The sequence below is a fragment of the Nocardia sp. NPDC003183 genome (assembly GCF_053590715.1).
This window is the reverse complement of the sequence record NZ_JBSFTG010000003.1, coordinates 178,176-202,665: the sequence shown is the minus strand read 5'-3', so window position 1 is coordinate 202,665 and position 24,490 is coordinate 178,176. Positions and strand designations below refer to the sequence as shown.

Annotated in this window: 26 protein-coding genes; 9 read left to right on the top strand and 17 right to left on the bottom strand. The window is 68.9% G+C overall.

What is annotated here, in order from left to right:
* Positions 1–12 precede the first annotated feature (12 nt).
* Together ACWDXS_RS12825 and ACWDXS_RS12820 are read left to right on the top strand one after the other, a co-directional pair.
* Complete coding sequence (locus ACWDXS_RS12825) at positions 13–708, top strand: PadR family transcriptional regulator (protein ID WP_378987687.1); 696 nt, start codon at positions 13–15, stop codon at positions 706–708.
* Between the two features lie 51 nt (positions 709–759).
* Positions 760–1,047 carry a putative quinol monooxygenase gene (locus tag ACWDXS_RS12820; protein WP_449965225.1) on the top strand — a complete coding sequence of 96 codons (288 nt, stop codon included), beginning with the start codon at positions 760–762 and terminating at the stop codon, positions 1,045–1,047.
* Between the two features lie 63 nt (positions 1,048–1,110).
* Here the strand turns inward: ACWDXS_RS12820 and ACWDXS_RS12815 are convergent, their stop codons facing one another.
* The gene (locus tag ACWDXS_RS12815; protein WP_379316031.1) at positions 1,111–2,085 is read right to left on the bottom strand and encodes an alpha/beta hydrolase; all 975 of its coding nucleotides are present in this window, start codon (positions 2,083–2,085) and stop codon (positions 1,111–1,113) included.
* 139 nt (positions 2,086–2,224) lie between these two features.
* Here ACWDXS_RS12815 and ACWDXS_RS12810 point away from each other — a divergent pair, with 139 nt between their 5' ends.
* Together ACWDXS_RS12810 and ACWDXS_RS12805 are read left to right on the top strand one after the other, a co-directional pair.
* Positions 2,225–2,572 (top strand): hypothetical protein, encoded by a 348-nt coding sequence (locus ACWDXS_RS12810; RefSeq protein ID WP_378987678.1) that lies wholly within the window; start codon positions 2,225–2,227, stop codon positions 2,570–2,572.
* Positions 2,565–3,197, top strand: coding sequence for a Dabb family protein (locus tag ACWDXS_RS12805; RefSeq protein ID WP_449965221.1), 633 nt, complete (start codon positions 2,565–2,567; stop codon positions 3,195–3,197). Before ACWDXS_RS12810 ends, ACWDXS_RS12805 begins: the two co-directional genes overlap by 8 nt.
* A 104-nt stretch (positions 3,198–3,301) precedes the next feature.
* Here the strand turns inward: ACWDXS_RS12805 and ACWDXS_RS12800 are convergent, their stop codons facing one another.
* From ACWDXS_RS12800 to ACWDXS_RS12785, 4 genes are all read right to left on the bottom strand, one after another.
* The gene (locus ACWDXS_RS12800; protein ID WP_378627732.1) at positions 3,302–4,150 is read right to left on the bottom strand and encodes an IclR family transcriptional regulator; all 849 of its coding nucleotides are present in this window, start codon (positions 4,148–4,150) and stop codon (positions 3,302–3,304) included.
* Between the two features lie 179 nt (positions 4,151–4,329).
* The gene (bphC, locus tag ACWDXS_RS12795) at positions 4,330–5,235 is read right to left on the bottom strand and encodes a biphenyl-2,3-diol 1,2-dioxygenase (RefSeq protein ID WP_449965217.1); all 906 of its coding nucleotides are present in this window, start codon (positions 5,233–5,235) and stop codon (positions 4,330–4,332) included.
* A 26-nt stretch (positions 5,236–5,261) separates the two neighbouring features.
* Positions 5,262–6,440, bottom strand: coding sequence for an acyl-CoA dehydrogenase family protein (locus ACWDXS_RS12790; protein ID WP_449965214.1), 1,179 nt, complete (start codon positions 6,438–6,440; stop codon positions 5,262–5,264).
* 37 nt (positions 6,441–6,477) lie between these two features.
* Positions 6,478–7,653, bottom strand: coding sequence for a Rieske 2Fe-2S domain-containing protein (locus tag ACWDXS_RS12785; protein ID WP_378627736.1), 1,176 nt, complete (start codon positions 7,651–7,653; stop codon positions 6,478–6,480).
* Positions 7,654–7,856: 203 nt separating this feature from the next.
* Between ACWDXS_RS12785 and ACWDXS_RS12780 the strand changes: the two genes are divergently transcribed.
* Both ACWDXS_RS12780 and ACWDXS_RS12775 read left to right on the top strand, forming a co-directional pair.
* On the top strand, positions 7,857–8,462 hold the full coding sequence (locus tag ACWDXS_RS12780; protein ID WP_378987663.1) for a hotdog family protein: 606 nt from the start codon (positions 7,857–7,859) through the stop codon (positions 8,460–8,462).
* Between the two features lie 136 nt (positions 8,463–8,598).
* Positions 8,599–9,456: a DNA/RNA non-specific endonuclease gene (locus tag ACWDXS_RS12775; RefSeq protein WP_387443524.1), complete on the top strand. Its 858-nt coding sequence runs from the start codon at positions 8,599–8,601 to the stop codon at positions 9,454–9,456.
* 23 nt (positions 9,457–9,479) lie between these two features.
* On the opposite strand, the gene ACWDXS_RS12770 is transcribed toward ACWDXS_RS12775, so the two are convergent.
* Complete coding sequence (locus ACWDXS_RS12770; RefSeq protein WP_387443527.1) at positions 9,480–10,013, bottom strand: VOC family protein; 534 nt, start codon at positions 10,011–10,013, stop codon at positions 9,480–9,482.
* Between the two features lie 114 nt (positions 10,014–10,127).
* Positions 10,128–10,787, bottom strand: coding sequence for a TetR/AcrR family transcriptional regulator (locus tag ACWDXS_RS12765; protein WP_378987654.1), 660 nt, complete (start codon positions 10,785–10,787; stop codon positions 10,128–10,130).
* Positions 10,788–10,929: 142 nt separating this feature from the next.
* Between ACWDXS_RS12765 and ACWDXS_RS12760 the strand changes: the two genes are divergently transcribed.
* Positions 10,930–11,892: an oxygenase MpaB family protein gene (locus ACWDXS_RS12760; protein WP_449965208.1), complete on the top strand. Its 963-nt coding sequence runs from the start codon at positions 10,930–10,932 to the stop codon at positions 11,890–11,892.
* Here the strand turns inward: ACWDXS_RS12760 and ACWDXS_RS12755 are convergent.
* Complete coding sequence (locus ACWDXS_RS12755; RefSeq protein ID WP_449965205.1) at positions 11,889–12,515, bottom strand: TetR/AcrR family transcriptional regulator; 627 nt, start codon at positions 12,513–12,515, stop codon at positions 11,889–11,891. The genes ACWDXS_RS12760 and ACWDXS_RS12755 overlap by 4 nt on opposite strands.
* Positions 12,516–12,587: 72 nt before the next feature.
* Between ACWDXS_RS12755 and ACWDXS_RS12750 the strand changes: the two genes are divergently transcribed.
* Positions 12,588–13,349 (top strand): 3-hydroxyacyl-CoA dehydrogenase, encoded by a 762-nt coding sequence (locus ACWDXS_RS12750; RefSeq protein ID WP_378987645.1) that lies wholly within the window; start codon positions 12,588–12,590, stop codon positions 13,347–13,349.
* Positions 13,350–13,490: 141 nt separating this feature from the next.
* Entirely contained in the window at positions 13,491–14,870 is a 1,380-nt protein-coding gene (locus ACWDXS_RS12745; RefSeq protein WP_449965201.1) for a WS/DGAT/MGAT family O-acyltransferase, read from the top strand.
* 55 nt (positions 14,871–14,925) lie between these two features.
* Here the strand turns inward: ACWDXS_RS12745 and ACWDXS_RS12740 are convergent, their stop codons facing one another.
* From ACWDXS_RS12740 to ACWDXS_RS12700, 9 genes are all read right to left on the bottom strand, one after another.
* Positions 14,926–15,810 (bottom strand): alpha/beta fold hydrolase, encoded by an 885-nt coding sequence (locus ACWDXS_RS12740; RefSeq protein WP_378987639.1) that lies wholly within the window; start codon positions 15,808–15,810, stop codon positions 14,926–14,928.
* A 78-nt stretch (positions 15,811–15,888) separates the two neighbouring features.
* Complete coding sequence (locus tag ACWDXS_RS12735; protein ID WP_449965198.1) at positions 15,889–16,905, bottom strand: alpha/beta fold hydrolase; 1,017 nt, start codon at positions 16,903–16,905, stop codon at positions 15,889–15,891.
* A gap of 21 nt (positions 16,906–16,926) precedes the next feature.
* Entirely contained in the window at positions 16,927–17,436 is a 510-nt protein-coding gene (locus ACWDXS_RS12730) for a DinB family protein (RefSeq protein WP_449965195.1), read from the bottom strand.
* Positions 17,437–17,547: 111 nt separating this feature from the next.
* The gene (locus ACWDXS_RS12725; protein WP_449965191.1) at positions 17,548–18,564 is read right to left on the bottom strand and encodes an ABC transporter substrate-binding protein; all 1,017 of its coding nucleotides are present in this window, start codon (positions 18,562–18,564) and stop codon (positions 17,548–17,550) included.
* A gap of 86 nt (positions 18,565–18,650) precedes the next feature.
* On the bottom strand, positions 18,651–19,577 hold the full coding sequence (locus ACWDXS_RS12720) for a TAXI family TRAP transporter solute-binding subunit (RefSeq protein ID WP_449965188.1): 927 nt from the start codon (positions 19,575–19,577) through the stop codon (positions 18,651–18,653).
* A complete protein-coding gene (locus ACWDXS_RS12715; protein WP_449965185.1) occupies positions 19,574–21,022 on the bottom strand; it encodes a sensor histidine kinase in 1,449 nt (482 codons plus the stop codon). The genes ACWDXS_RS12720 and ACWDXS_RS12715 overlap by 4 nt, the downstream gene beginning before the upstream one ends.
* Before the next feature lie 16 nt (positions 21,023–21,038).
* Positions 21,039–21,698 (bottom strand): response regulator transcription factor, encoded by a 660-nt coding sequence (locus ACWDXS_RS12710; RefSeq protein WP_378987621.1) that lies wholly within the window; start codon positions 21,696–21,698, stop codon positions 21,039–21,041.
* A gap of 46 nt (positions 21,699–21,744) precedes the next feature.
* A complete protein-coding gene (locus ACWDXS_RS12705; protein ID WP_378987618.1) occupies positions 21,745–23,115 on the bottom strand; it encodes an MFS transporter in 1,371 nt (456 codons plus the stop codon).
* A gap of 329 nt (positions 23,116–23,444) precedes the next feature.
* Complete coding sequence (locus tag ACWDXS_RS12700; protein ID WP_449965180.1) at positions 23,445–24,482, bottom strand: lipase family protein; 1,038 nt, start codon at positions 24,480–24,482, stop codon at positions 23,445–23,447.
* Positions 24,483–24,490 lie beyond the last annotated feature (8 nt).

Here is a 24,490-nt window from a genome sequence, read left to right as displayed (position 1 = left end):
TAGCATTCAGCCATGGCTACCCCCGACCCCGACTCCGGCGTGCCCAATCTGCCGCCGACCAGCTGGGCGGTGCTCGCCATGCTCTCGTACGAGGAGGAGATCTCCGGCTACGACCTGAAGAAATGGGCGGACTGGAGTCTGCGCTACGTCTACTGGACCCCGTCCTACAGCCAGATCTACGCCGAGCTGAAGAAGCTCGAACAGCACGGCTTCGCGAGTTCGCGACTCGATCCCGACAACACCATGCGCGCCAGACGGCTGTACCAGATCACCGCGGAGGGCCGGGCCGCGGTGACCACGTGGTGGAACAAGGCGCCGGTCGATCCGTCGGTGCTCAAACACCACGTGCTGCTGCGCGTGATGTTCGGCCATCTCGGGTCCCCGGATCGGCTCAAGCAGATCCTGCACGACCACATCGCCGACGTCGACAAACTCGCCCAACGCGCCGCGATCGATGCCGAAGCCGCGAAATCCGAACCGGGCTGGGCCTATTCGCAGCTCGTGCTGCAATGGGCGCAGCGCCACTACGCGACCGAACGCGACCTCGCGCAGCAGCTGATCGATGACATCGACAACGCGGCCACCGTCTTGGCGGGCGCCGAACACGACGACCGCACCGACTACCCCCACCCGACGCCGGGTCGCTGGCGCGAGATCGAGCAGCGGGTGCGCGAAGAAGAGCTCGAGCAGCACGACCCGGCGGACTAGGCCGTGTCTCTCCGATCGCGGGTACTGTCGCACGGAAAAAGGAGAGAAATCATGATCGCAGTCATCGCCGAGGTGACCGTCAAAGCCGGTGCGGGTGCGGAGTTCGAAGCCGTCGTCGCCGATCTCGTCGAACAGATCAAGTCCAACGAGCCGGGCAATCTGACCTACCAGCTGGTGCGTTCGCGGACCGACGCCGATCACTACCGGTTCTTCGAGCTGTACTCCGACGACGCCGCCGTCGAAGCCCACGGCCGGTCGGAGCACTTCCGCGCGGCAGGCAAGTTGATGGCTCCCTTGCTGGCGGCTGCGCCGAAGATCGAGTACTTCACCGCGGTCTGAACCTGAACCCCCTACTCGGAACGCGGGCCTGAAGGGTCTCGGGTGGGGCGCTACCGGTACCGATCACCTCGGGTCCCGAGGGAGGTCGAGCGTCTCGCGCACCATAGCCCAGATCTCGGTGCGCGCGGCGACGGTGGCGGCGAGGGACGGGATGCTGAGGAATCCGTGGAACAGCCCGGTGTAGCGGCGATAACGAACCGCGACACCGTCGGCTGCCAGGCGCTGGGCGTAGGCGTCCCCGGCCGAACACGGCGGGTCCAGTTCGGCGGTGACCACCACCGCGGGCGGTAGACCGGCCAGCGAGTCCGCCCTGGTCGGCACGAGACGCACGTCGTCGGTGCCGTGCGGTGCGTAGTTCGCCCAGTACCACCGCATGGCGCTGGTGGTGTTGTAGTGGCCCGTGCCGAATCGCCGGTAGGACTCGGTCTCGAAATCGTCGTCGATCACCGGATAGATCAGGATCTGGGCCGCGATCTGTGGCCCGTCCGCGTCCCTGGCCGCGATGGCCACGGTGGCGGCGAGATTACCGCCCGCGCTGTCACCGGCCACCGCGATCCTCGACGGGTCGCCGCCATGGTCGCCGGCGTTGGCGGCGGTCCACCGCAGCGCCGCGAACATGTCGTCATGGGCCGCGGGGCCCGCGTGCTCGGGCGCGAGCCGATAGTCGACCGAGACCACCACCGCACCGACACCCGCCGCCATCGAGCGGCAGAACTCGTCGTGACTGTCGAGGTCGCAGAACACGAAGCCGCCGCCGTGCGCGAACACGATCACCGGCAGCGGTTCGCCGTCGTGATGCGGCCGGAACACCCGCAGCGGTAGCGGGCCGCCGGGTCCGTCGATCGTGAGGTCGCGCGCCAGCGCCATATCGGGAAGTCGTTGCAGCGGAGCGCGTCTGGCGCGGATCGCGGCACGCGCCTCGCTCGCGGCCATCGTGGCGACATCGGGGAATCCGGCGTCGAGCGTGGCGAGCACGGCCGCGACTTCCGGATCGGGAACCGCACCGGGCCCGGTGGTCGGGAACGTTCGCACAGTCACTGGTCCTCCTGAATTTCGGCGACGGAATCGGACGTCGTCGGCCTCACCGTAGGGTCGGTGCCGCGCGATCCGTACCGCGTTCTCCCACTGGGCGGAAACACCAGGTCGATGCCCTTCGGCGGCTGCCTACGGTCGGTGCATGGAAGCCACGAAGGTCTACGTGATCGACACCGTAGTGACCAAGCCAGGACGGGCCAGGGAATTCGTCGACGCCTATCTGCGCGACTACGCCCCGGGCGCGCGCCGACGCGGCATGACGCTGGAGCGGATCGTGGTGAGTCCGCCCGTGTGGTTCCCGGACGAGTCGAACACGATCATCGCGAGCTGGGTGCTAGACGGCGCACAGGGCTGGTGGGAGATGACCTGGCAGGGACGGTCGGATGAGTCGGTGCGGCAGTGGTGGGCCTCGGCGCGGGAGCTGATCGTCGAACGGACCCGCTCGACCGGCGCGCTCGCCACCGACATCGACAGGCTCGGCAATGTTTGAAGTGACTCGGCTGGTGCATCTTTCGCCCGGCACCGAGACCGTGGTGCGTGACCGGCTGATGACCAGGGTGCGCGAAATCGCGGCCCCGGCCGCACGCCGCGTGCTGGTCGAGCCCACATTGCCGGGCGTGCGCAACGGTGGTGATGTCCTGGTGCACCTGCGCTTCGACGAGTCCGCGGACTGGACAGGGACCACCACCGAGGTGGATACCCTGTTGAGCGAGAGTCCCGTCGCCCACGTCGACGGCACCGAATATCACGGCGGCACAGCGGGTATCGCCGAGCCGGACGCCACCGGGTCGGTCTACCGGGTACTGCTGCTGCGAGTCGAGCAGCACACCCCGCGCGCGACGGTCGAGCGCTTCGAGGCAGACCTGCTGCGGATGCCCCGCTACCTGCCGGGCATCCGATCCTGGCAGTTGAGCCGGGTCACCCGTGGCACCGGACTCGCGGCGTGGACCCATGTCTGGGAGCAGGAGTTCGCCGACCTCGACGCTCTCGCGGGCCCCTATCTGATGCATCCGGTCCACTGGGCGCACGTCGACCGCTGGTTCGACCCCGAATGCCCGGACATGATCATCCGCGACCGGATCTGCCACAGTTTTTGCGTGAACCGCCCGCTCTGACGGAAGTGATCGTCCGCGAACGGATCTGACCCCGCTGCCGCGCACAACCGGGTCGCGCCGTGCGCCGCCCGCGTTCGGGCCGGCGGCGTACGGCGCGACGGGGATCACGCCGTACGCGGCCCGCGGTGGTCGGCGTACGAACGGCTCACGCCCAGCGGACGAGGATGCTGCTGCAACGTCGGATGCACCCGGACCCGGCCGTCGTCGACGTGGCGCCAGATGTTGAGCGCGGTCGTGCGCACCGGTGCGCTGAGACGGTGATCGAACAGCATCCGATCCACCGGTCCACACACCGACACCGCCGCCACGGCGGCCTCGCCGAGGTCGCCGATGGGCGCCGCGATACAGCCGAAGCCGGGCAGCGACTCCTCGCGCTCGACGGCGATCCCGTGCGCGCGCACCTTGTCCAGTTCGGTGTCGAGCTGGGCCTTGGTGGTGATCGAGTAGCGGGTGCGTGCGCCGGCCTGGCCCGCGAGGGCATCGGCGATGCGGCGCTCGTCGGAGTAGGCCAGGATCGCCTTGCCGACCGCGGTACAGGCAGCGGGCCGCCTGCCGCCGACGCGGGTGGGCACCACCGCCGACAGCTCGCCGCCGACCTTGTCGAGGTACACGACGTCGGGACCGTCCAGCACGGCCAGATGCACCACGAACCCGGTGACCCGGTGCAGCTCGTGCAGGAACGGCATCGCCGCGCGGTGCAGTCGGTCCTGGTGCACCGCCAGTGAGCCGAGCTCCATCAGCCGGATGCCGAGTTCGTAGTCGCGCCCCTCGCGACGTAGCCAGCGCAACTGCACCAGCCGATCGAGCATGCGATGCGCCGAGGACCGGGGTAGACCGGTGCGCCGGACGATCTGGGCGAGCGTGAGCCTGCCCGGGCCGTCGAAGGCGTCGAGCAGCAGGGACGCGCGATCGAGGATCGCGCTCGGGGTGGTGGCCTCGGCCTGGATGACCATGAGCTCTCCATTCGGATCTACGAGCTGATGCCCAGTCGCATATTTCGATTAGGCATATACCTATTCATACCATCCGTTGTGGTCGTTGTCACATGAATCGGCAGGCCAATATGAAAAAGACGACCCCTGGCCCGAGCGAGGAGCTCGGGCCAGGGGCCGTCGTGGGACTACCTGCGGAATTACATCGCCGCGAGCGGCTCACTCCCGGACCAGTCGTGGCCCCAGTAGCTGTCCGCGGTGATCTCCTCGGCGCTGTAGTACGTCTCGTCGACCCGCATGCCTTCGGTACCGAACTCGATATCCCAGCCGCCGGGCGCGCGGACGTAGAACGACACCATCTTGTCGTTGGTGTGCCTGCCCAGCGTCGAGGACACCGAGAAGCCGTCCTTGGTCACCCGATCGAGAGCCTGGCCGACGGCATCGAGGGAGTCGACCTCCACCATGATGTGCACCAGGCCCGGCGCGCCGCCGTGCGGGGCAGGACACAGCGCCAAGCTGTGATGGCGTTCGTTGACACCGAGGAACCGCACCCGCATCGGGCCGTACTCCGGCGGCGCCGGGATCCGGAACGCGCCGCGCGGCAGGAACCCGAGCACGTCGGTGTAGAAGCCGAACGCGCCGTTGGGGTCCATGGTCGGCAGCACGACATGGCCCAGACCCTGTGCGCCGGTGACGAATCGCGCGCCGAAGGGGGTGATCACCGGGGTGTGGTCGAGCACCGCGCCGTGGAAGATCTCGAGGGTGGCGCCGGTCGGGTCCTGGAAGGTGATGACCTCCTCGACCCGGCGCGCGTCGGCCTCTTCGACCGACAGCGGTTTCACCGCGATCCCGGCCGCCGTCACGGCTTCCTGCACGCGGACCAGTGCCGCGTGGTCGCGGACTTCCCAGCCGATCGTGACGATGGCGTCGCTGTCGCCCGGCACGATCGTGATCCGCGCCGCGCGCTCGTCCATCCGCAGGTACAGCGCGTCCTCGTCGGGCCCGCTGCCCTGGGCGAAGCCGAGCACCTCGAACGCGAACTTGCGCCACCGGTCCATGTCGGCGGTCTGGATCTTGACGTAGCCGAGGCCTTTGATGTCTGTCATTTCCGTTGTCCTTCGTGGTGTTCGGGTCAGATCATCGAGCGCAGGTTGTCCGCGGGCTCGAGACCGAGGGAGCTGACGGCCGAGGCGTGATACACCGTGCTCGGCACGTGGATGGCGTGGGCGAGGCCGACGTGCGCGTCGCGCCAGTAGCGCTGCAGCGGCTTGTCGATCCGCATGGCGTTGCCGCCGGAGCGGGCGAAGATCTGGTCCACGGCGGTGACCGCGCGCCAGGCCGCGCGGACCTGGGTGCGCCGGACCGCGGCCCGCTCGGCGAAGCCGATCTCCTTGCCCGCGTCGACGGCGTCGAAGATCTTGTCGGCGTTGGCGAGGAGTTCCTGGCGCGCGGCGTTGATGTCGGCGGCGGCCTCGCCGATGGCGAACAGCACGTACGGATCGTCCTTGACCGCGGTGCCCTGCGCGCCGACCCGGTCGCGCTGGTAGTCCAGGTGCGCGGCCAGCGCGCCTTCGGCGATGCCGACCACCGCGGAGCTGATGCCCAGCGGGAACATCGTCGACCACGGCATCTTGTACAGCGTCTCGGTGACCCCGTACTCCTTCTGCGCGGTGCCGTCGATGACGTGGTCACCGTTCATCACCCGGTAGTCGGGCACGAACGCGTCCTTGACGATGATGTCCTTGGATCCGGTCCCCTTGAGGCCCACCACATTCCAGGAGTCCTCGACGATCTGGTAATCCTGGCGCGGCAGGATCATGTGCAGCATCGTCGGCGGCAGCGCCATCTTGCCCTCGGCATCACCGAGCATGGCGCCCAGGAAGATCCAGTCACAGTGGTCGGTGCCGGAGCTGAACTGCCAGCGGCCGTTGAAGATGTAGCCGCCGTCGACCGGACGGGCGATGCCGGTCGGCGCGTAGGGCGAGGCCATCCAGGTGTCGTGGTCGTCGGCCCACACCTCGTCCTGCACCTTCGGGTCGGCGAAGGCCAGCTGCCACGGGTGCACGCCGACGATGCCGGCGATCCAGCCGCTGGCCGGGTCGAGCGCGGCGGTGGCCATCACCGTCTCGGCGAACTCGCGCGGGTGCGCCTCGTAGCCGCTGTACTTCTTCGGCTGCAGCAGGCGGATCGGGCCCGCCGCCTTCAGCAGCTGGGCTGTGGCATCGGGCAGCTGCCCGAGCCGCTCCGCCTCCGGTGCCTGCTCACGCAGCTGGTCCGCGATGGCGGCGATATTGTCGAGAACTCTGGTCATCTCCGGTGATGCTTTCTGTTCGTAGTGGGGTGGCGGATCAGGACATGGTGTCGATGACGGCGCCGCGGGCGATGTTGTCGGCCACCTCGGCCTCCCAGCTCGTCACCGCGCGATCGGTATCGATCTCGAACTCGAACCGCTTGGTCATGTCCTCGGTGACGTCGTCGACGTCGACATAGAACTGCTTGTACCAACGGCGCAGCTGATACACCGGGCCGTCTTCCTCCGAGAGCAGCGGATTGTCGATGGGCGCCTTGTTCTTCCAGATCTCGACGTCCTGCTCGAAGCCGTACTCCACGCCCTGCGCGAACTGTGCCGCCATCGCGTTGGCGTCCTCGTCGGACATGCCCTCGGGCTTCTTGACCATCGCGCCGTACTGCAGCACGAACGAGTTCTCGTCGACCGGGTAGTGGCAGTTGACGAGCACCGTCTCGATTGTCATCCCGTTCGATTCGCTCCACAGCCAATCGAGCATGTACGACGGACCGAAATACGAGGCGTCCGAGCGCAGCGCGGAATCCGGGTCGTCGTAGCTGGTGCCGACAGTGACGTCGTGGCGCGGGGTCGAGCGCATGTACTGAGTGGCGACGTGGCCCTCGAAGACGTTCTTGAAGTAGCGCGGGAACGAGTAGTGCACGTAGAAGAAGTGCGCCATGTCGACGACGTTGTCGACGATCTCGCGACAGTGCGAGCCCTCGATCAGAATCGAATTCCAGGTCAGGTCGGTCCACTCCGGCGTGCCGTACCCCTCGATCTCGGGGATGGTCACGTCATCGGTGGGCTTGCTGCCTTGCGGGTCGTGCCAGACGTAGAGCTGGCCGTTGCGCTCCAGCGTCGGCCAGGTGCGGGTCTTGGCCAGCGGCGGCACCCGGCGCGCGTACGGAATGGCCGTGCACTTGCCGTTACCGCCCCAGCGCCAGTCGTGGAACGGGCAGGCGATCGAGTCGCCCTTGATGGTGCCGCGCGCGAGGTTGCCGCCCATGTGGCGGCAGTAGCCGTCGAGCACGTGCAGCGCGCCGTCGGATTCGGACTGGAACACCACGAGCATGGTGCCGAAGGCCTTCACCTCGTGCGGGTTGCCGTCGCGGAACGACGAGAGCAGGCCGAGGCAGTGCCAGCCGCGGGCGAACCGAGTCGGCGCCGCGGCGGCCTCGATCTGCCGGTAGTCGGCGGTGGTGTCCTGCGATCGGCCGTTCGGCGAGTTCTCCGGCATCGAAACCTCCATGTTCGGACGGAGTGGGGATGAGCTGCGCCGATGGTCGCGCCGCGCGGGGGTCGGCGGGTCGTGGTGTTCCCGGTCAGCGGACATGTTTTCGTCCCGGTCGGCCGCTGTCCCGATGACCGGGAGAGGAACCGATCACAGGAGGCGGACCGCCCTACCGTGACGGCATCGGTTTCGACGAGCAGGAGTGAATCATGGGTAACGTCGCGGTGGTACTGGACACCGATGCCATCCGGCTGTTCGCACAGGCGGCGCGCTCGGACAATCCGGCCTACCGGCTCGCCGATCGGCCCGTGGTGCCGCCGACCTTCCTGCCCGCCGACGGATCCATCGCAGGGGAGCGAGTCGAAACCGATCACCGGTTCTTCGGTCCGCCGCCGCGCGCGGGTGACCAGCTGACCGCGATCCGCGCGGGCGCCCCCGGCCAACCCGCCGTCGGCGCCGCCGAGTCGCTCACCCGATACTTCGACCGCACGGGCGGACTGGTCGCCGAGTCGTGGGCGGCGGCGGAAGCCTTCGCGGGCGAGCAGGTGTCACCGCAGGCGGCGGCGCTGCTGGCGACCTACGCCACCGACTGGCTCGGGGCCGAGGCGATCCGCCGCTTCCGCACCAGGTCGGTGCGACCACTGCCGCCCGGCGATGTCATGTCGTGTTCGGGGCGGGTGACCCAGAGCTACGTGCAGGACGGCGAATCCCGGGTCGATGTGAGCCTGTGCGGCGCCGACGCCGCGGGCACCGTGGTCGTCCGTGCGTGGGCCACCTTCGCCGTGACCGGCGACGGGACCCCGGACCCGCGCTAGGGGAGCGGACCTCTCCTCGCCCGCGGGCGAGGACAACGGGTAGTCGACTACTCGTGAGGATGGCTGCGGTGGCGACGACGATCGTGTGTACGCAACTGCCGACACACCTTGTCCACCCTTCGGGAAGGGGCCTGCGATGACCGTCCACGTGGATTCTCCGTCGACAACCGGATTCGAGAGCGACGCGCCGCGGACCGGGTACGACCCGGACTTTCTCGGGTCGCGGGTCGAGGTTCCGGAACTGGATGCGGCCGTGCGCGGCGATGCGGTTCGTCTCGACGGCTCCGACGTGATCAGCTACACCCACTTCTCGTTGGCGCTGAGCAGGCCACGGCGGTTCGCGTTCTGGGTGGCCTGGAACATCGACGGCGCCGCGATGCGCAAACTTTCCCGCACCGGCATCGACTTCGTGAAAGACCCACGCGTCCCGGCCGAGGCGCAGGTGGGAAACGAACTCTACCGACAGAATCGGCTCGATCGCGGCCACCTGGCGCGGCGCGCGGATCTGCTGTGGGGCAGTGAGGCCGAAGCCGAGCAGGCCAATGTCGACTCGTTCTTCTACACCAACATCACCCCGCAGATGGACGACTTCAACCAGAGCAGTCGCGCCGGGGTGTGGGGCCAACTCGAAGACGCGGTCTTCGCCGACGTCGAGGTCGACAACCTGAGGGTGAGCGTGCTCGGCGGGCCCGCCTTCCGCGCGGACGACCAGGTGCATCGTGGGGTGGCCCTGCCGCGGGAGTACTGGAAGGTGATCTGCTTCGCCGAGGGAAACCGACTGCGGTGCAAGGCGTTTCTGCTGACCCAGCACCTCGACGAACTCGAAGCGCTCGCCCTCGACGAGTTCCGCGTTTTCCAGGTCGCCGTGGCCGAGATCGAACAGCGAGCGCACTGCCGATTCCCGGCCGCGCTCCACATCGCCGACACTTTCGTGACCCAGGAGTCGGTGGCCCAGCGCAGCCCGCTCGAGTCGACGGCCGATATCAGCTGGTAACCGCTAGCCGACACCGGCGCGGGTTACGACGTCGCCGCCCGACGTGCCGCCACGCGCGCCCATACCTGGGGATCGGTGCGTGGGCCGCCGGCGGTGGTGGCGCCGTACCGCCGGATCTGGGCGTCGATGTCGAGTGGCGCGGTCAGTGAGGTGCCGGGAGCGAGCGCGTCCTCCACCTGCTCATCGGGCACCAGCCAGCACACCTCGAACTCGATGCCGTCGGGGTCGCGGGCGTAGAGCGCCTTGGTCGACCCGTGATCGCCGGCACCGGTGAGTGCGCGAGCCGCCGTCAAGCGGTCCCGGACGGCGACGAGCTCGGACAACGTGTCCACTTCCCAGGCGACGTGATAGAGCCCGACCGAGCCCGCCGGGCCCGCCGTGGGTGTCCTGGCCTGGAAGAGGCCGAGGTCGTGATCGTTGGCCGAGCCGGGGTGACGCAGAAACGCGCCGCCGGGGAATCCTTCGGCGAGCCGCTCGAATCCGAGCACGTCCTCGTAGAACGCGATGCTGCGCGGCAGATCCGCGACGAACAGAACGATGTGGTTGATTCCCCGCATCGGGCGGTGGCCTCCTCGATCGACAGTCTCGATCTCTGAGCGTCCCACGCCGACCTCCGGCGACACCACTGGACGACCGGGGAGTGGGAGACTTTCGTGCCTGGGCGGCTCGCGCTATTGCGCCGACTTCGTCGCGGTGACGTGCTGCGTGCTGTCGGAGCTGAGCAGCAGCCGGGCGATGAGGTCGGTGAGATGTTCCCGGGTGGTGCCGAATTCGCCGCGCATCCAGGCCGCGACCAACTCCAGTGCGCCGCTGACCACGCTGTAGGCGGTCATGTCGGCGTCGAGCGGATCGGCGGGTTCGGCGAGGATCTCGCGACCCACCGCCGACATCGCGCGCGCGATCGCGTGCTGGGTGGTCAGTCGCGCGGCCTGCAGTGCCTCGGTGCTCTGCGCGTTGAGCAGCAGGGCCGATCGGCGGGGGTCGGCGAGCAGGAAGCCCAGCGCGGCGTCCGCCGCCGCGCGCACCTGGCTGTGGACGTCGGGGTCGGCGTCGTGGGTGGCGGTGACCACCGCGGCGATGCCGAGGGCGGTGTGCTCCTCGACCAGCGCGGTGAGCAGGGCGTCGCGGTCGGCGAACTGCTCGTAGAAGTAGCGATCGTTGAGCCGGGCTCGCACGCAGACGGCCCGTTTGGTGACCGCGGGCGCTCCGCCCTCGGCGAGCAGGTCGAGCGCGGCGTCGAACAGCGCGCCACGACGGCGGGACCGGCGTTCGTCCGCGGCTACACCGCCGTAGACGCGTGATGTCGCCGCGTCGTCGGTGTCGTTGCGCATGGCCGCCCTTCCTCTTCCTCGGGCGCCAGAATAGTCCACCCGGAACTCTTGACCCTCCCTCAATTCTGGTGCACTCTGACACCAGACTAGTTTATGGTGTCATCCAGCACCAGAACTGTCGGCGGAACAAAGGAGTTCACCGATGACCTGTCCTGTGCCACATCAGGAAACCCGCTCGGCCGACGTCACCCCGGCGTCCTCGCGCGAATCCCACAGCGCCGTCGCACGATTCGAACGTGTCGGCGGCTCGGTGCTGTTCGGTTTCTTCGGGGTCGGCCTGTTCGACCAGCCGATGCTGCCCCCCGTCTCGGCCGCGCTCGAGGCCACCGGCCGGGCGCGATATCAGCCGTGGGCGCGGGCAGTGCGCACCGCGGCGGCCGACCAGCTGATCTATCACGGCGAAGACGCCGACCGGGACGCCGAGTCGCAGCGGCTCATGCTCCTGCATCGCGACGTCAAAGGCGTCGGCCCGGACGGTGAACGCTATTCGGCGCTCAACCCGCACGCCTGGAACTGGATCCTCTACTCGACTTTCTTCGTCCAGCGCGGCGCCTACCTCGCATTGACCGGCGACACCCCGTCGCCGGCCGCCGACCAGGCCATCTGGGACCACTACCGCACCAAAACGCGCGGCCTGCACCTGCCGGGTAACTCGCAGCCGATCGCGAACTACGCGGACCTGGCCGTCCACTACGACCAGATGATCACCGAGCTGCGCGCGACCCCGGCGCTGGAAGCGGCCACCACAACGGTTCGCCGTGCACCGCGCCCGGACTTCCTGCCCGCCGTCACCGCCCCGTTCTGGTGGGTGAGCGCGCCCACGTTCGGCTATATCGCGATGGTTCTCGGCTGCGGGATCATGCACCCCGAGGTGCGCGCCAAGATGCCGATCGCCTGGACCGCTCGCCACGACCGGCACTTCCGAATCCTCACGACCGTTCTGCGCGTCGCCTACACCCGGCTCCCGGCCGCGGTCACCGACTCCCCGATGGCCCGCAATCGGCGCAAGTACGAACGCCTGGCCGGGCGATACCGGGAGGTCGGCCTCACCTCGTTCGCACCGGAGACCGGCGAGGCCCGATCGCGGCGGCGGGTGCGAGCCTAGCCGCGATCGAGTGCCGCTCGGTCCGGCGCGGAGCCCGGCAGGTGCGGATCCATCCAGCGCAGCATCCGGTCGACCGAATCCGCGCAGTCGCCCTGCGCGCCGGACTCGGCCCACTCGATCAGCGCGGCGAAGGTGGCGGACTGGTACGCGGTGGCGATGGCCCGGCAGATGGGAGCGGGGGAGCCGGGCAGTCGACCGGCGAGGTAGTCCGACAGCGTATCGATCCACGGACGGTAGATCCGGGGAGCGGTCGCGGCCAGCTCGGGTTCGGAGGAGATCAGCCGCAGCCAGTCCGGCACCAGCTCCTGGATCTGCGGATCGCGCGACACCGACTCGACGATCGCGGACCGCACGACCACCGCGGGCGGCTCCTCGGGTGCGGCGCCGGCGAGCGCGTCTCGTAGCCGCTCCGTCGCGGGCGCGACCCCGATCCAGGCGATCTCGGCTCGGGACGAGAAGTGTCGCAGCAGGGTGCGCGTGCTGATTCCGGTGGCCTCGGCGAGATCGCTCCAGCTGGTGGTGGCGAAACCGCGGTCGGTCCACAAGCGCAGTGCGCCGACCGACACGGCCCTGGTGTCCAGCACGGAGGGGCGGCCGGGGCGGCGGGGAGCTGGCTGGGTCACCGCGAAAGCCAAACAGTTTTGGCGAAGTGTGTCAATATTCAGTGAGACCTCACCGAAAACAGGAGAAACAGTATGGATTTCGTCAACTCGTCCGCGATCGTCACCGGCGGTGCGTCGGGTCTCGGCTTGGCGACCGTGCAGGAACTGCACGCCAAGGGCGCCAAGGTCGTCATCGTCGACCTCCCCTCGTCCAACGGTGCGGCCATCGCCAAGGAACTGGGCGAGGGCGCGGCGTTCGCGGCCGCGGACGTGACCGACGAATCGGCGGTGGCCGCGGCCCTCGACGTCGCCGAGTCGCTGGCGCCGCTGCGGATCGCCGTGAACTGCGCCGGTATCGGCAACGCGATCAAGACGGTCGGCAAGAAGGGCGCGTTCCCGCTCGCCGATTTCACCAAGGTGATCAACGTCAACCTCGTCGGCACGTTCAACGTGATCCGGCTGGCCGCCGAGCGCATGTCGGGCACCGACCCGGTCGGTGAGGAGCGCGGCGTCATCATCAACACCGCCTCCGTCGCCGCCTACGACGGCCAGATCGGCCAGGCCGCCTACGCCGCGTCCAAGGGTGGCATCGTCGGCCTGACCCTGCCGATCGCGCGTGACCTGGCGAGCTTCAAGATCCGCGTCGTCACGATCGCGCCCGGCCTGTTCCGCACGCCGCTGTTCGAGACGCTGCCCGAGGAGGCGCTGCAGTCCCTCGGCGCGCAGGTGCCGCACCCCTCGCGCCTGGGGCAGCCCACCGAGTTCGCCGCGTTGGCCCGCCACATCGTGGAGAACCCGATGCTCAACGGCGAGACCATTCGCCTCGACGGCGCCATCCGGATGGCGCCGCGCTGAGTTGATCTGTGCGACAACATATCCGGCCGGGCGTGCTGCCCGGCCGGAGGTGTTGTCGGCACCGGCGTACCACTTGTGATCGTCGTCAAAATTCGGCACGGGCGACGGCAAAACTAGAACGTGTTCTAGTAGGCTTCTGCTATGGAACAACTCACCGGACTGGATGCCAGTTTCCTCTATCTGGAGACCGACACCCAGCATCTCCACGTCTGCGCACTGCTGATCCTCGACCCGGCCGACGGGCCCTACTCCTTCGGCGACCTCCGCGACGAGCTCCGCAAGCGGTTGCCCCTCATCCCGCATATGCGTCGCCGAATCCACTCGGTGCCGTTCAACCTCGATCATCCGCTGTGGGTCGACGACGCCGACTTCGACATCGACAACCACATCCGGCGCGTGGAATTGCCGGAGACGGGCGGTCTGGCCGCGCTGATCGGCGCCATCGCCAGTCGCCCGATGGACCGGAATCGGCCGCTGTGGGAGATGTCGGTGGTGGAAGGTCTCGACGACGGCAAGGTGGCCGTCGTCTGCAAGTACCATCACTCGGCCGTCGACGGCATCACCGGCACGAACATGATGATGCACCTGTGCGATCTGGAGCCGGGGACCAGCCGCCCGGAACCCGAGCCGTGGCAACCGGAACCGGTGCCCGGCGATCTGGAACTGGCGGCGCGGGCCGCGGTCCGCTTGCCCGCCAGGGCCGGCATGCTCGGCATGGTCCCCAAGACCCTCGGGATGGTCGCGGGCTTCGCCCGGCGGCGCCGCAACAATCAAGCGGGGATGGAACTTCCGTTCTCCGCGCCACGCACCCCGTTCAACCAGGCCGTCACCGCGGCGCGGTCGGTCTCGTTCACCAAGACCGACCTCGGCGCGATCAAGGAGATCAAGGCCGCGTTCGGGGTGAAGGTCAACGATGTGGTGCTGGCCGTCGTCGGCGGCGTGCTGCGCCGCTACCTGGAAGAACGAGGCGAGCTGCCCGATCGCTCCCTGATCGCGTCGGTGCCGGTCTCGGTGCACGAATCCACCCGGCACACCGAGGGGATCAACAAGGTCTCGACGCTGTTCTGCCGCCTCGGCACCGATGTCGCCGATCCGGTCGAGCGGCTGCGGGTGCTGGCCGTCGCGAACCGCGAAGCCAAGGCCGAACACGACATGATCGGCGCCGACTTCCTGCAGGACTGGTCGAAGTACGCCCCGCCCAACACGTTTCGGCTCGCCTCGCGCGTGTACTCGTCGCTGAAGCTGGCCGAACGGCACCCGGTGGTGCACAACCTGGTGGTCTCGAATGTGCCGGGCCCGCCGATGCCGCTGTACTTCCTCGGCGTCCGGGTGGACGGGATGTTTCCGTTCGGTCCGGTCTTCCACGGTGCCGGGCTCACCGTCACCGTGCTGTCGAACTGCGGCGATCTCGATTTCGGCTTCATCGCCTGCCGCGACCTGGTTCCCGATGTCGAAGCACTGGCCGAAGCCGTGCCCGCCGTGATCGAAGACCTGCTCGCCGCGGCGCGAGCCAAGGGCTGATCACCCGCTCGGGCCGATCTCCCTGTTCGCCACCGGCGTCGAACAGGGTCGTCACCTACAGCCGTGCCGCCACTGCCCGGCACGCGTCGGTCAGCGCCGCGACGAACCGGTCCGGCGCGACGGCGCACGCCGCGTGACCCGCCGCGAGCGGATGAATACTCGACCCCGGGACGGCGGCCGCGAGTTCGATCTGGCGGTACACCGGGATCGCCCGGTCTCTGGTCGTGATGACCACCGCGGTCGGCATCCGCAGCTCGGGTAGCCACTCGGTGGCGTCGAAGGTCCCGATCTCGGCCAGCACGGGGGCTAGCGCCCAGCCACTCGTACTGCGGAATTCGGCCACCGCCCAGCGGCGGAGCTGCCCCGGCACCAAGGCGGGCGGCAGATCCGGCAGGGTCCGCGTGAAGCGCCGGGCGCGGCGATACGGATAGTCGCCCAGTGCCTCGGCGACGGAAGCGAAACCGCGATGGAACGCCCGCTCGCGCCACTTCTCCTGGAAGCGATAGGGAGTCGCGCACAGGACCAGTCCCGCCACCCGGTCCGGGTACCGGCGTGCAGTGAGCAGCGAGACGATACCGCCGAGCGAATAGCCGACGCAGACAAAGCGATCCAGACCCAGCGCGTCGGCGACCGCGACCACATCGTCGGCGCAGTCGTCGATCCGGAACTGGGCCGACTGGATCCCGCGCCCGTGCCAGCGCTGATCGAACAGCACCACGCGATAGTGGGCGCTCAGCGACTCCAACGCGGGAAACCAGTTCAGTGCCGCCGTGCACGCGGTGCCGTGCAGCAGGATCAGCACCGGTGCGCCGGGTGGTCCGGGGAGGTCGACGACATAGGTCCGGCCACGTCCGGGAAGGTCGAGCATCCGCCCACCGGGGATCTCGTCCACGGCGGGCACGACGAACGGCCCTGTCCGCACCGATCGCGCAGCACCCACGGTGGCCTCCTCGGGCATTTTTAGAACTCGTTACAGTTCATGATGGCATATCGAGGCGACAGTGTCGGCGCGGCAGCGTCAGGCGAGGAAGCGCTGGAGTTCCTCGGTGACGAATCGAGGGTTCTCCTCGACGAGCCAATGTCCGGCGTGCGGCACGTCGACCGCCCGCACGATGTTGCTCAGGCGCGGGGAAACGGTGGCGCGGATCGCCTCGAGCTGCCCCTCGGCGGTCATGAGCAGGGTCGGGACTGGAGTCGGCGCGGTCGCCACAGTGTCGCGGACGTCCTGGTCGAGGGCGCGGTAGAGCTCGAAGCCGCCCGCGAGAGCCTCGGGCTTGCGGTAGGTGCGGGCGAACTCGTCGACCTCGGCGTCGGTGAACGGGGATCGATCCGAGGTGCCGCCGAACGCCGTGCCGCCGAAGGAGACCTGCGGGTAGAACAGCGCCAGGTACTCGCGAACGTTGTCGCCGACAACAGCTTCGGGTACTCGCCGCTGGGAGTGCAACGCGATGTGCCAGCTCAGTGTGCGGTAGGTCGGTGCGTCGATCGCGGGCCCGGGCAGCGGGAGATCGAGGTAGCCGAGGCGGTCGGTATCGGCGGGGAACTGGGCGGCGTACGCGAAGGCGACGGCGGCGCCGAAGTCGTGTCCGACCACGCGCGCATCCCGCACGCCGAGCCGGTCGGCGATGAGGGTGTGCACGTACCGCGCCAGCGTGGCCTTGTCGTAGGCGGCCGGTGAACCGGTGCTGTCACCGAGTCCGGGCAGGTCGACGGCGTAGACGGTGTGGTTCTCGGCGAGGGCGGGCATGATCGGCCACCAGCCGTACCAGGTCTGCGGCCACCCGTGGATCAGCACCACCGGTGTGCCGCTGCCTCCGGTCACATAGTGCATCCGGACACCGTCGACGTCGGCGAACTCGTGCCGGAATGTCTTGTCGAACACGGGGTCGCCCGCCGTCGCGGCGGCGTGGGGTGCGATGTCGGAGGCGGCCGGGGAACAGGCTGCGGCACACATCGTGAGCAGGAATGCGAGCGCGAAAGCCGCTGCCGCGCAGGCGGATCGACCGACGCTGTGTGGTCGGGAGGTGGAGATCATCTGTTCCTTGTCTGGGTGAGATCAGCGGCCGGTGGCGCCGTCGATCAGTTCGCGGAGGATGTCGGCGTGGCCTGCGTGGCGCCCGGTTTCCTCGATCATGTGGGCGAGTGCCCAGCGCACGCTGGGAGCGCGGCGTCCCGGTCGCGGTCGCGGCAGCGGGGCACCGAGATCGGTGCAGCCGTCGAGTATCTCGTTCGCTTGCTCGACCGCGGCCCGGTAGCGGGCGACGACGTCGGCGACAGTGGCAGACGCCGGGGCGTGGAAGGTCGCCTGCCAGTCGGTCACGGTGTCCCCGAGGAACATCGAGCGTTCGACGAAGGTGAGGTGCTCGAGCAGGCCGAGCAGATTGGTGCCCGATGCCACCGCGGCCGTGCGTACTCGAGGTTCGGGCGCGCCGTCCACCTTCGCGACGATCGAAGTCCGCAGATAATCGAGGAATCCGCGCAGGACCTCGATCTCCTCGCTTCCCGTCCGTGGGGGCGGGGTGTCTCGGCGGCGGGCGCGACGCGGTGTGCTGGGTACGGTGGTCACCTTCCTTCGTCGCGAAACGTCAGGCGCTGCGGTGGATGAGCAGGCGCGCCCAGTTTCGCTGAGGCCACCACGATCTGGCACGCGAAATTGCGGGTTCGGCAAAAAGGTCGGTCAGCGGACTCGCTGCGCGTCCCGGATCGTGGTCGCCAGGCGTTCCAGCAGGGGAGCGGTGGCGGCATGGGAGAAGCGGAAGATCGGCGACCAGGGCGCGACCTGGCCGGCCAGCACCGCGGGCAGGCTGCGCCAGACCGGCCGGTCGGCGAGCGCGGCCGGCTGCAGGCCGGAGGTTCGGTCGTCGAGCAGGATCAGGTCGGCGCGATAGCGGTCGGCCGTCTCCCAGCTCAGTGATTGGAAGTAGCCGCCGGGATCGACCTGGTCGGGAACGACGAATTCGACCCCGAGTTCGGTGAAGTAGCTCAGATCGGCCGAGGCGCGCGGGTCGGAGGCGTAGAAGAGTTCGGGGGTTGCCGAGGCGGCGAGCACGCGCAGGCCGGGGCGCACCGCCACGGCGTCGCGCACCGCCTGGGACGCGGCGGCGAAGCGCTGCTCCGCGGCCGCGACCGCCGGGGTGGCGGTCTCGGCGCCGAGCGCCGCGGCCAGGGCGCGATAGCGCGCGATGATGTCGGGGAGCCGCTGACCGGCGATCTGCACGGCGACCACATTCGGGTTCGCCGACTCGATCTTGGACAGGTTGTCGTCGGGGACATACCAGAGTCGGCCCGGCACATAGGAATCGGTGACGAGCAGATCGGGCTCGAGCGTCGCGTACTTCTCGATGTCGAACTGCCCCCAGGCATCACCGACGACGGTCACCGAGTCCGGATCGAGGTCGCCCAACATATCTCGGTCATGCGCTTCGCCGAAAATGCCCACGATGGACTCGCGTACCCCGTAATCGACCAGCGCGCCCGCCGAGCCGGTGAACGCGACCACCCGGCGCGGCGTCCCCTCCGTCCGCACGGTGCCGCCACGACCATCGGGAAACTGCCAGCTCCCGGTGCTGTCGCGTCCGTTGTCGGCGTTGGCCCCGCAGGCCGCAAGACTCGCGCTCACCCCGACCGCCCCCGCTACCGCGAAGAATCGGCGCCGGGTGAGGGCACGGTCGGGTCGATCCTGGTTCGCGATCACGATTCTCCTCCGCACGTGGCTATCGGTTCGCGATCACTAGACCATACTCAATAAGGCAAGGCAAACCTTACTATCGACGGGCGGATTCAGCCGTGCCAGCGGCGGTAGACCTCGACGGCGCCCGGGTGCAGCGGGACCGTCCCGGTGCCGATCAGGAATCGGCCGTCGAGGAACTGGGTGCCCGCGGCCTCGGCGGGGACGAGCGCGTTCGCGTGGCGGACCAGCAGATCGACGATGGCGGCCGCTGTCTCGTCGGGCAGGGTCGCGGCGGCCAGGAGAAGGTTGGCGACGCCGATCGTGTGCACCGCCGGGCTACCCGGATAGGCGTCGGCGGGAATGGCGACCCGGTCGTAGACGGGGCCGTATCGCTCGCGCAGGGGAGCGGCGAGGGCGCCGAGGTCGATCAGGCGCAGGGGATCGGGCACGGCGAGTGCGGCGGTGGGCACGCCACCGGCCCACAGCAACGCGTCGATGTCGCCGTCGGTCAACCGTTGCGCGGCCTCGCGCAGCGGGCGATGCTCGACCACGACGTCGACGCTCGGATCCAGCCCGGCCGTTGTCAGCAGTCGCTGACCGGTGGCCGCGGCGCCCGAGCCCGCGGCACCGAGATTGACTCGGCGTCCGCGCAGGTCGGCGACCTCGTTGATCGGATCGCCGGTGCGGACCGCCAGCTGGAGATAGTTCTCGTAGACGCGACCGAGCGCCACCACACGCCCGCCGAAATCGCTCGCCGAATCCGCCAGCGCCAGTGCGGTGTCGACGTCGCCGTCGGCGACCATCCGCAGATTCTGTTGCGAACCAGCGGTTTCCACCGGTTCGATGCGGAGAGTGTCGGTGTCGTCAGCGGCCGCGGCGGCCAGCAGTCGCGCGAAGGCGTAGTAGAAGCCCCCGTCCTCGCCCGACGCCAGCCGCACCGTTGTCCGGTCGTTCGTGCCGCACCCGGCCACGCCCGCCGACACAAGTGCGGCCAAGGCCAGCATTCGGCGACGTGACATCGGCGATCCACCACTCATCGCGCCACCTCGGGTATCCGGACCGTCACGGCGAGCCCGTGCGGGTGCACCGCCTCGACCGTCAACCTCGCGCCCCATGCCGTGGCCAGTGCCTGCGCGATCGACAGCCCCAGCCCCGTTCCGCCCGCGGCCGCGGCGGAACCGCGGAAGAACCGTGCCGTGAGTTTGTCGAGTTCGTCCGGCGCGACGCCCGGCCCGTCGTCGGCGACCTGGACCCTCACCCAGCCCGGTTCGTCGCTCACCCCGACGACCGTGTGCGCGCCGGATCCCGCGTACCGGCACGAATTGCTCAGTGCCACATCGAGAATCTGGGCCAGCGCCGCCGAGCTGATCGCCGCCGCGCTGTGGCTGCCGGAATCCTCACCGCCGTCCGGCGGCGCAGGGCTGACCGATCCGTCGGGTCGGCGTGCCGTGGTCAACCGCATCCCCGCGTCGTCGAACGCCGACCCCCATGCGTCGATTCGGTCGGCCACGACCTGTGCCGGATCGCACCGCTCGTCGGTGGATGCCGCAGTGCCGAAGGACGCGGGTGCTTGCGCCACGGCCAGCTCCAGCAGATCGTCGAGGAGCGCGGTCAGCCGTTCCACTTCCGCGGTCGCACCGCGGAAAGTCGCCGACGCCTGGCCGGGGACCGCGTACTCCAGCGAGTCGAGACGAATCATCAAGGCGGCGAGCGGGTTTCGCATGGCATGCGCGGTATCGGCGACGAGCTGGTGTTGCGCGTCGGCGGAATCGGCGACGGCGGTGGCCATGGCGTCGACGGATTCGGCGAGATCACGGACCTCCGGTGGGCCACCGTAATTTCTGGTGATCGGGGCGCGGCCGCGTGGTTTCGGCAGTGTCGCGGTGAGTTCGGCGACCGCGTCCGACATCGCGGCCAGCGGGCGCAGCACCCATCGGCTCAGGACCAGTGCCAACAGCACGAAGACCACCATCGCGCCGAGCGCGCCCACCGCGATCACCGCCCACACCCGGGCGATCGTCGCGCGCGCCGCGGCGGTCGACGCCTCGATCACGACGGCCCCGTTGACCTGCACACCGGTGCCGACGGGCCGGGCGATGAGCATGACCGGGGCGCTCCACGGCGTCAGCCGGTCCACCTGCTGCGGTCGCTGGTTGCGGCGAGCCGCGGCCACCGCGGCCCGGATCCGCACATCGCTCACCTCGACCCCGGCGTTGACGATCGGTGCCCCGCGAGCATCCACGACCAGCACGTTCTCCCCGTACAGCTCGTGATAGCGGCCGACCTCGTCGGCGAGTGCCTGCACCCCGCCGGCCGACCCCACCGCGTCGGCGAGGGTCGCGAAGCGGTCGGCGTCACCGGATCGGCCGAGCACCAGCTCCTGGGTTCGGCTGGTGGCGGCGGTCAGCGACAGCGGAATCGCGAAGGCCAGCACCGCGAGCGCCGCGAAGACGGTGAGCGCGATCAGCAGTCTGCGGCGCATGCCGGTCCTCGAGCACTCACTCGCCCCACCGATACCCGTAGCCGCGAATGGTGGTGATCAGCCCGGGCCGGTTCAGTTTGGCGCGCAGCCCGGTCATGTGGACATCGAGCGAGCGCGAGACCGCGACGAACGCATCGCCCCAGATGCGGTCCATCAGCTGCTGCCTGCTCACCGCGGCGCCCGGCCGTTCCACCAGAACCTCGACGAGCTCGAATTCCTTCTGGGTGAGCGCGATCGGAGCACCGGCCACCTCGACAACCCGCGCATGCAGATCCACCCGGACATCACCGGTGACGACTTCGGTCCTGGCCCGCGTGGCGACGGCCGCGGCCCGGCGCAGTACGGTCTCGAGCCGCGCCATCAGTTCGGCGATCCGCGGGGGCTTGACCACATAGTCGTCCGCTCCGCCACGCAAGCCACGCACGATGGAGCGTTCGTCGCTGCGGGCGGTCAGGATCAATACCGGGATCGTGCTGACCTCACGCAGCTGACGCAGGACCTGCAACCCGTCGGCATCGGGCAGCCCGAGGTCGAGGAGCACGGCGTCGAAATCGCGGTGGGCGATGAGCAGGTCGGCGCCACGGCGCATGCGCTCGGCCCGGTAGCCGCGCGCGGTGAGCGCCTCTACCAGGGCGTCGCCCACACCGTCGTCGTCCTCGACCACCGCAAGCCGCACGCGCCGATCCTCCCATAGCGGCAGGACCGGCGCGTGTTCCGGACGGTCAGCCACGCACGGCGGCCATCGCCCGTTCCGGCTCGACCGCATCGGCATCGACGACGTCGTCGGCGTCGATGGTCGACTCGGCCGACGTTTCCCGCATGAAGTAGTAGGTGATCAGCGAGATCGCGATACATCCGGCGACGTAGAAGAAGTAGAGCGACTCGAGGCCTGCCTTCTTCAACGCCAGCGCGATCATCTCCGCGGTACCACCGAAGATCGCGACGGTCAGCGCGTACGGCAGCCCGACGCCGAGCGCGCGGATCTTGGTGGGGAACAGCTCGGCCTTCACGATCGAATTGATCGAGGTGTAGCCGGTGACGATCACCAGCGCGGTCATCATCAGGCCGAAGGCCGCGAGTGGGTTGGAGGTGTGCGCGAGCGCCGTCATGATCGGCACCGTCAGCACCGTGCCGGCGACACCGAAGAAGATGAGCAGTTTGCGGCGGCCGATCCGGTCGGACAGACCGCCCGCGATCGGCTGGAGCACCACGAAGACCAGGAGCGCGACGAAGTTGATCCAGGCCACGGTGTCCTTGGAGATGCCCGAGGTATTGATCATGAACTTCTGCATGTAGGTCGTGTAGGTGTAGAACGCCACCGTGCCGCCCAGCGTCAGGCCGACTACCAGCAGGCATTCGCGGGGGTACTGCAGCAGGACCCGCAGCGAACCGCGCGAGCTGCTCGCGGCCGCCTTGCCGGTCTCGGCGGTCTTCTCCATGGCCTTGAACGAGTCCGACTCGTCCATGCCGCGTCGCAGCAGCATCACCACGATCGCGCCACCGGAACCGATCAGGAACGGGATGCGCCAGCCCCAGCTGTACATCTGCTCGGACGAGAGCATCTGCTGCAGGATGATCTGCACGCCCAGGGCGACGAGCTGGCCCGCGACCAGCGTCACGTACTGGAAGCTCGAGTAGAACCCGCGCCGGCCCGGGGACGCGACCTCGGACAGATACGTTGCGCTGGTGGCGTATTCACCGCCGACCGACAGTCCTTGCAGCAGTCGCGCCATGAGCAGCAACACCGGCGCCGCGATACCGATGGTCTGGAATCCGGGCGTCACCGCGATCATCAGCGAACCCGCGGCCATCACCGTCACCGACAGAGTGAGGGCGGCGCGCCGGCCGAACCGGTCGGCGTAGCGCCCGAGCGCCCAGCCGCCGATCGGGCGCATGATGAACCCGACCGCGAATACCGCCGCCGTCGACAGCAGTTGCGCCGTGGGGTCGCCGTCCGGGAAGAACGCCTTCGCGAAGTACACGCTGAACGCGGCGTAGACGTACCAGTCGTACCACTCGACGAGGTTGCCGATCGAGCCGCGCAGCACGTTCGCCACGACTCGCCGTTCACCACCGGCCTGTGTCGTTGTCACCTTGGACCCTCCTCTATCGGCGCGGCATTGCGCCGTCGGAGACCACTGTGTCGGCGCTCACATGCCGAAAGGAAGCGGCACGGGCGGTTCCTAACCTTCCCTTAGGACGATCCCCGATGACGGCCATATCGGGCAGCACCGCACCCGCCCCGTCGTCGGCGAGGAAATCCGTCATCCGGCGCTGCATTTCCGTTGTGCCAGAACTGAATGCGTTGCTTCGCGGCGTCACCGGTGAGCTCGGTGACGATCTCGGCGATCCGGGTGGCGCGGGTGTCGGTCGGCACCGGCAGTACTGCGCCGCGACGTCCGGCGGACTCCGGCGGAATCGCTCAGGAGGCGGTCGGGGTCGCTGTCCGGTCCTGCTCGGCGAAGCAGTCGGCGAGGAACGCGAATCCGGCCCGGGCGAATTGCGGTGCCGCGGTGAAGTGGCCACCGAATCGGATCCGATGTTCGCTGACCTCGACGCCGAGTTCGCGCCACCGCTGGGTGAGCAGCTCGGTCTGTCGGTAGGGGACCACCCGGTCGCGGGGGCCGTGCCCGACGAGCACCGGCGCTGTCGGCGGTAGGTATCCGAGGCTGACCTCACGCATTCGCTCGAGCCACACCGGATCCTCGAACGGGTCGGTGCGGAGATAGACGGTCCGCGACTTCGGGATGACGAACCCGACCGCGGCGAGCGCCAGCGGATGCAGTCGACGAATCACCGGCAGCGTGAACTTGCCCGCGGCGTTGAGATTTCGGCGCAGATCCAGGTTGTCGAAACTGGCTTCCAGCCCCATCGCCGAGTACACCAGCAGGAACAAGCCCGCGGTGCGATCGAGGCTCGCACCCATTTCGGCGAGATCGGCGGGTGGCGCGCCGACAGCGACACCGGCCAACGGCAGATCCGGAGCGTAGAGCGACTGGATCTGCGCGGCCCAGGCGGCGGTGTTGCCGCCCTCGGAGTAGCCGTAGATCCCGTAGTGGCTGATCTGCGCCGATCGGGTGGTGAGCAGGTACCGCGCGGCACGCATGACGTCGAGCAAGGCGCGGCTGTTGGCCGGACCGATCACATAGGGATGAGTTCCCTCGGTTCCCAGCCCGGGGTAGTCCGTGACCGCCACCGCCCAGCCGCGGGCCAACGCGGCGGCGATGAACACTCCTTCGTATTCCAGCCCGCGTTCGAGTAGCCGCGACACCGCTGCCGAACGTGCCATTCCCTGCGTGCCCGGAGCGAACCCGACCAGTGGCAGCGGTCCCGAGATATCGCGGGGAATCAGAATTGCTCCCGAGACCGTGATCGGCTTTCCGGCAAGGTCGGTGGAACGGTACAACACGCGATACGCGTCGGCCCGCATCGTGATTCCCGGGGCGATCCGTGCGGTCATCGGTCTGA

Excerpts from the sequence above, each read along its gene's own strand:
- bphC (WP_449965217.1), bottom strand. The coding sequence starts at position 5,235 with ATGACAGACATCAAAGGCCTCGGCTACGTCAAGATCCAGACCGCCGAC.
- ACWDXS_RS12745 (WP_449965201.1), top strand. The coding sequence starts at position 13,491 with ATGGAACAACTCACCGGACTGGATGCCAGTTTCCTCTATCTGGAGACC.
- ACWDXS_RS12790 (WP_449965214.1), bottom strand. The coding sequence starts at position 6,440 with ATGACCAGAGTTCTCGACAATATCGCCGCCATCGCGGACCAGCTGCGT.
- ACWDXS_RS12700 (WP_449965180.1), bottom strand. The coding sequence starts at position 24,482 with ATGACCGCACGGATCGCCCCGGGAATCACGATGCGGGCCGACGCGTAT.
- ACWDXS_RS12825 (WP_378987687.1), top strand. The coding sequence starts at position 13 with ATGGCTACCCCCGACCCCGACTCCGGCGTGCCCAATCTGCCGCCGACC.
- ACWDXS_RS12715 (WP_449965185.1), bottom strand. The coding sequence starts at position 21,022 with ATGCGCCGCAGACTGCTGATCGCGCTCACCGTCTTCGCGGCGCTCGCG.
- ACWDXS_RS12810 (WP_378987678.1), top strand. The coding sequence starts at position 2,225 with ATGGAAGCCACGAAGGTCTACGTGATCGACACCGTAGTGACCAAGCCA.
- ACWDXS_RS12820 (WP_449965225.1), top strand. The coding sequence starts at position 760 with ATGATCGCAGTCATCGCCGAGGTGACCGTCAAAGCCGGTGCGGGTGCG.
- ACWDXS_RS12800 (WP_378627732.1), bottom strand. The coding sequence starts at position 4,150 with ATGGTCATCCAGGCCGAGGCCACCACCCCGAGCGCGATCCTCGATCGC.
- ACWDXS_RS12735 (WP_449965198.1), bottom strand. The coding sequence starts at position 16,905 with ATGATCTCCACCTCCCGACCACACAGCGTCGGTCGATCCGCCTGCGCG.
- ACWDXS_RS12805 (WP_449965221.1), top strand. The coding sequence starts at position 2,565 with ATGTTTGAAGTGACTCGGCTGGTGCATCTTTCGCCCGGCACCGAGACC.
- ACWDXS_RS12785 (WP_378627736.1), bottom strand. The coding sequence starts at position 7,653 with ATGCCGGAGAACTCGCCGAACGGCCGATCGCAGGACACCACCGCCGAC.
- ACWDXS_RS12750 (WP_378987645.1), top strand. The coding sequence starts at position 12,588 with ATGGATTTCGTCAACTCGTCCGCGATCGTCACCGGCGGTGCGTCGGGT.
- ACWDXS_RS12765 (WP_378987654.1), bottom strand. The coding sequence starts at position 10,787 with ATGCGCAACGACACCGACGACGCGGCGACATCACGCGTCTACGGCGGT.
- ACWDXS_RS12760 (WP_449965208.1), top strand. The coding sequence starts at position 10,930 with ATGACCTGTCCTGTGCCACATCAGGAAACCCGCTCGGCCGACGTCACC.
- ACWDXS_RS12770 (WP_387443527.1), bottom strand. The coding sequence starts at position 10,013 with ATGCGGGGAATCAACCACATCGTTCTGTTCGTCGCGGATCTGCCGCGC.
- ACWDXS_RS12720 (WP_449965188.1), bottom strand. The coding sequence starts at position 19,577 with ATGAGTGGTGGATCGCCGATGTCACGTCGCCGAATGCTGGCCTTGGCC.
- ACWDXS_RS12780 (WP_378987663.1), top strand. The coding sequence starts at position 7,857 with ATGGGTAACGTCGCGGTGGTACTGGACACCGATGCCATCCGGCTGTTC.
- ACWDXS_RS12775 (WP_387443524.1), top strand. The coding sequence starts at position 8,599 with ATGACCGTCCACGTGGATTCTCCGTCGACAACCGGATTCGAGAGCGAC.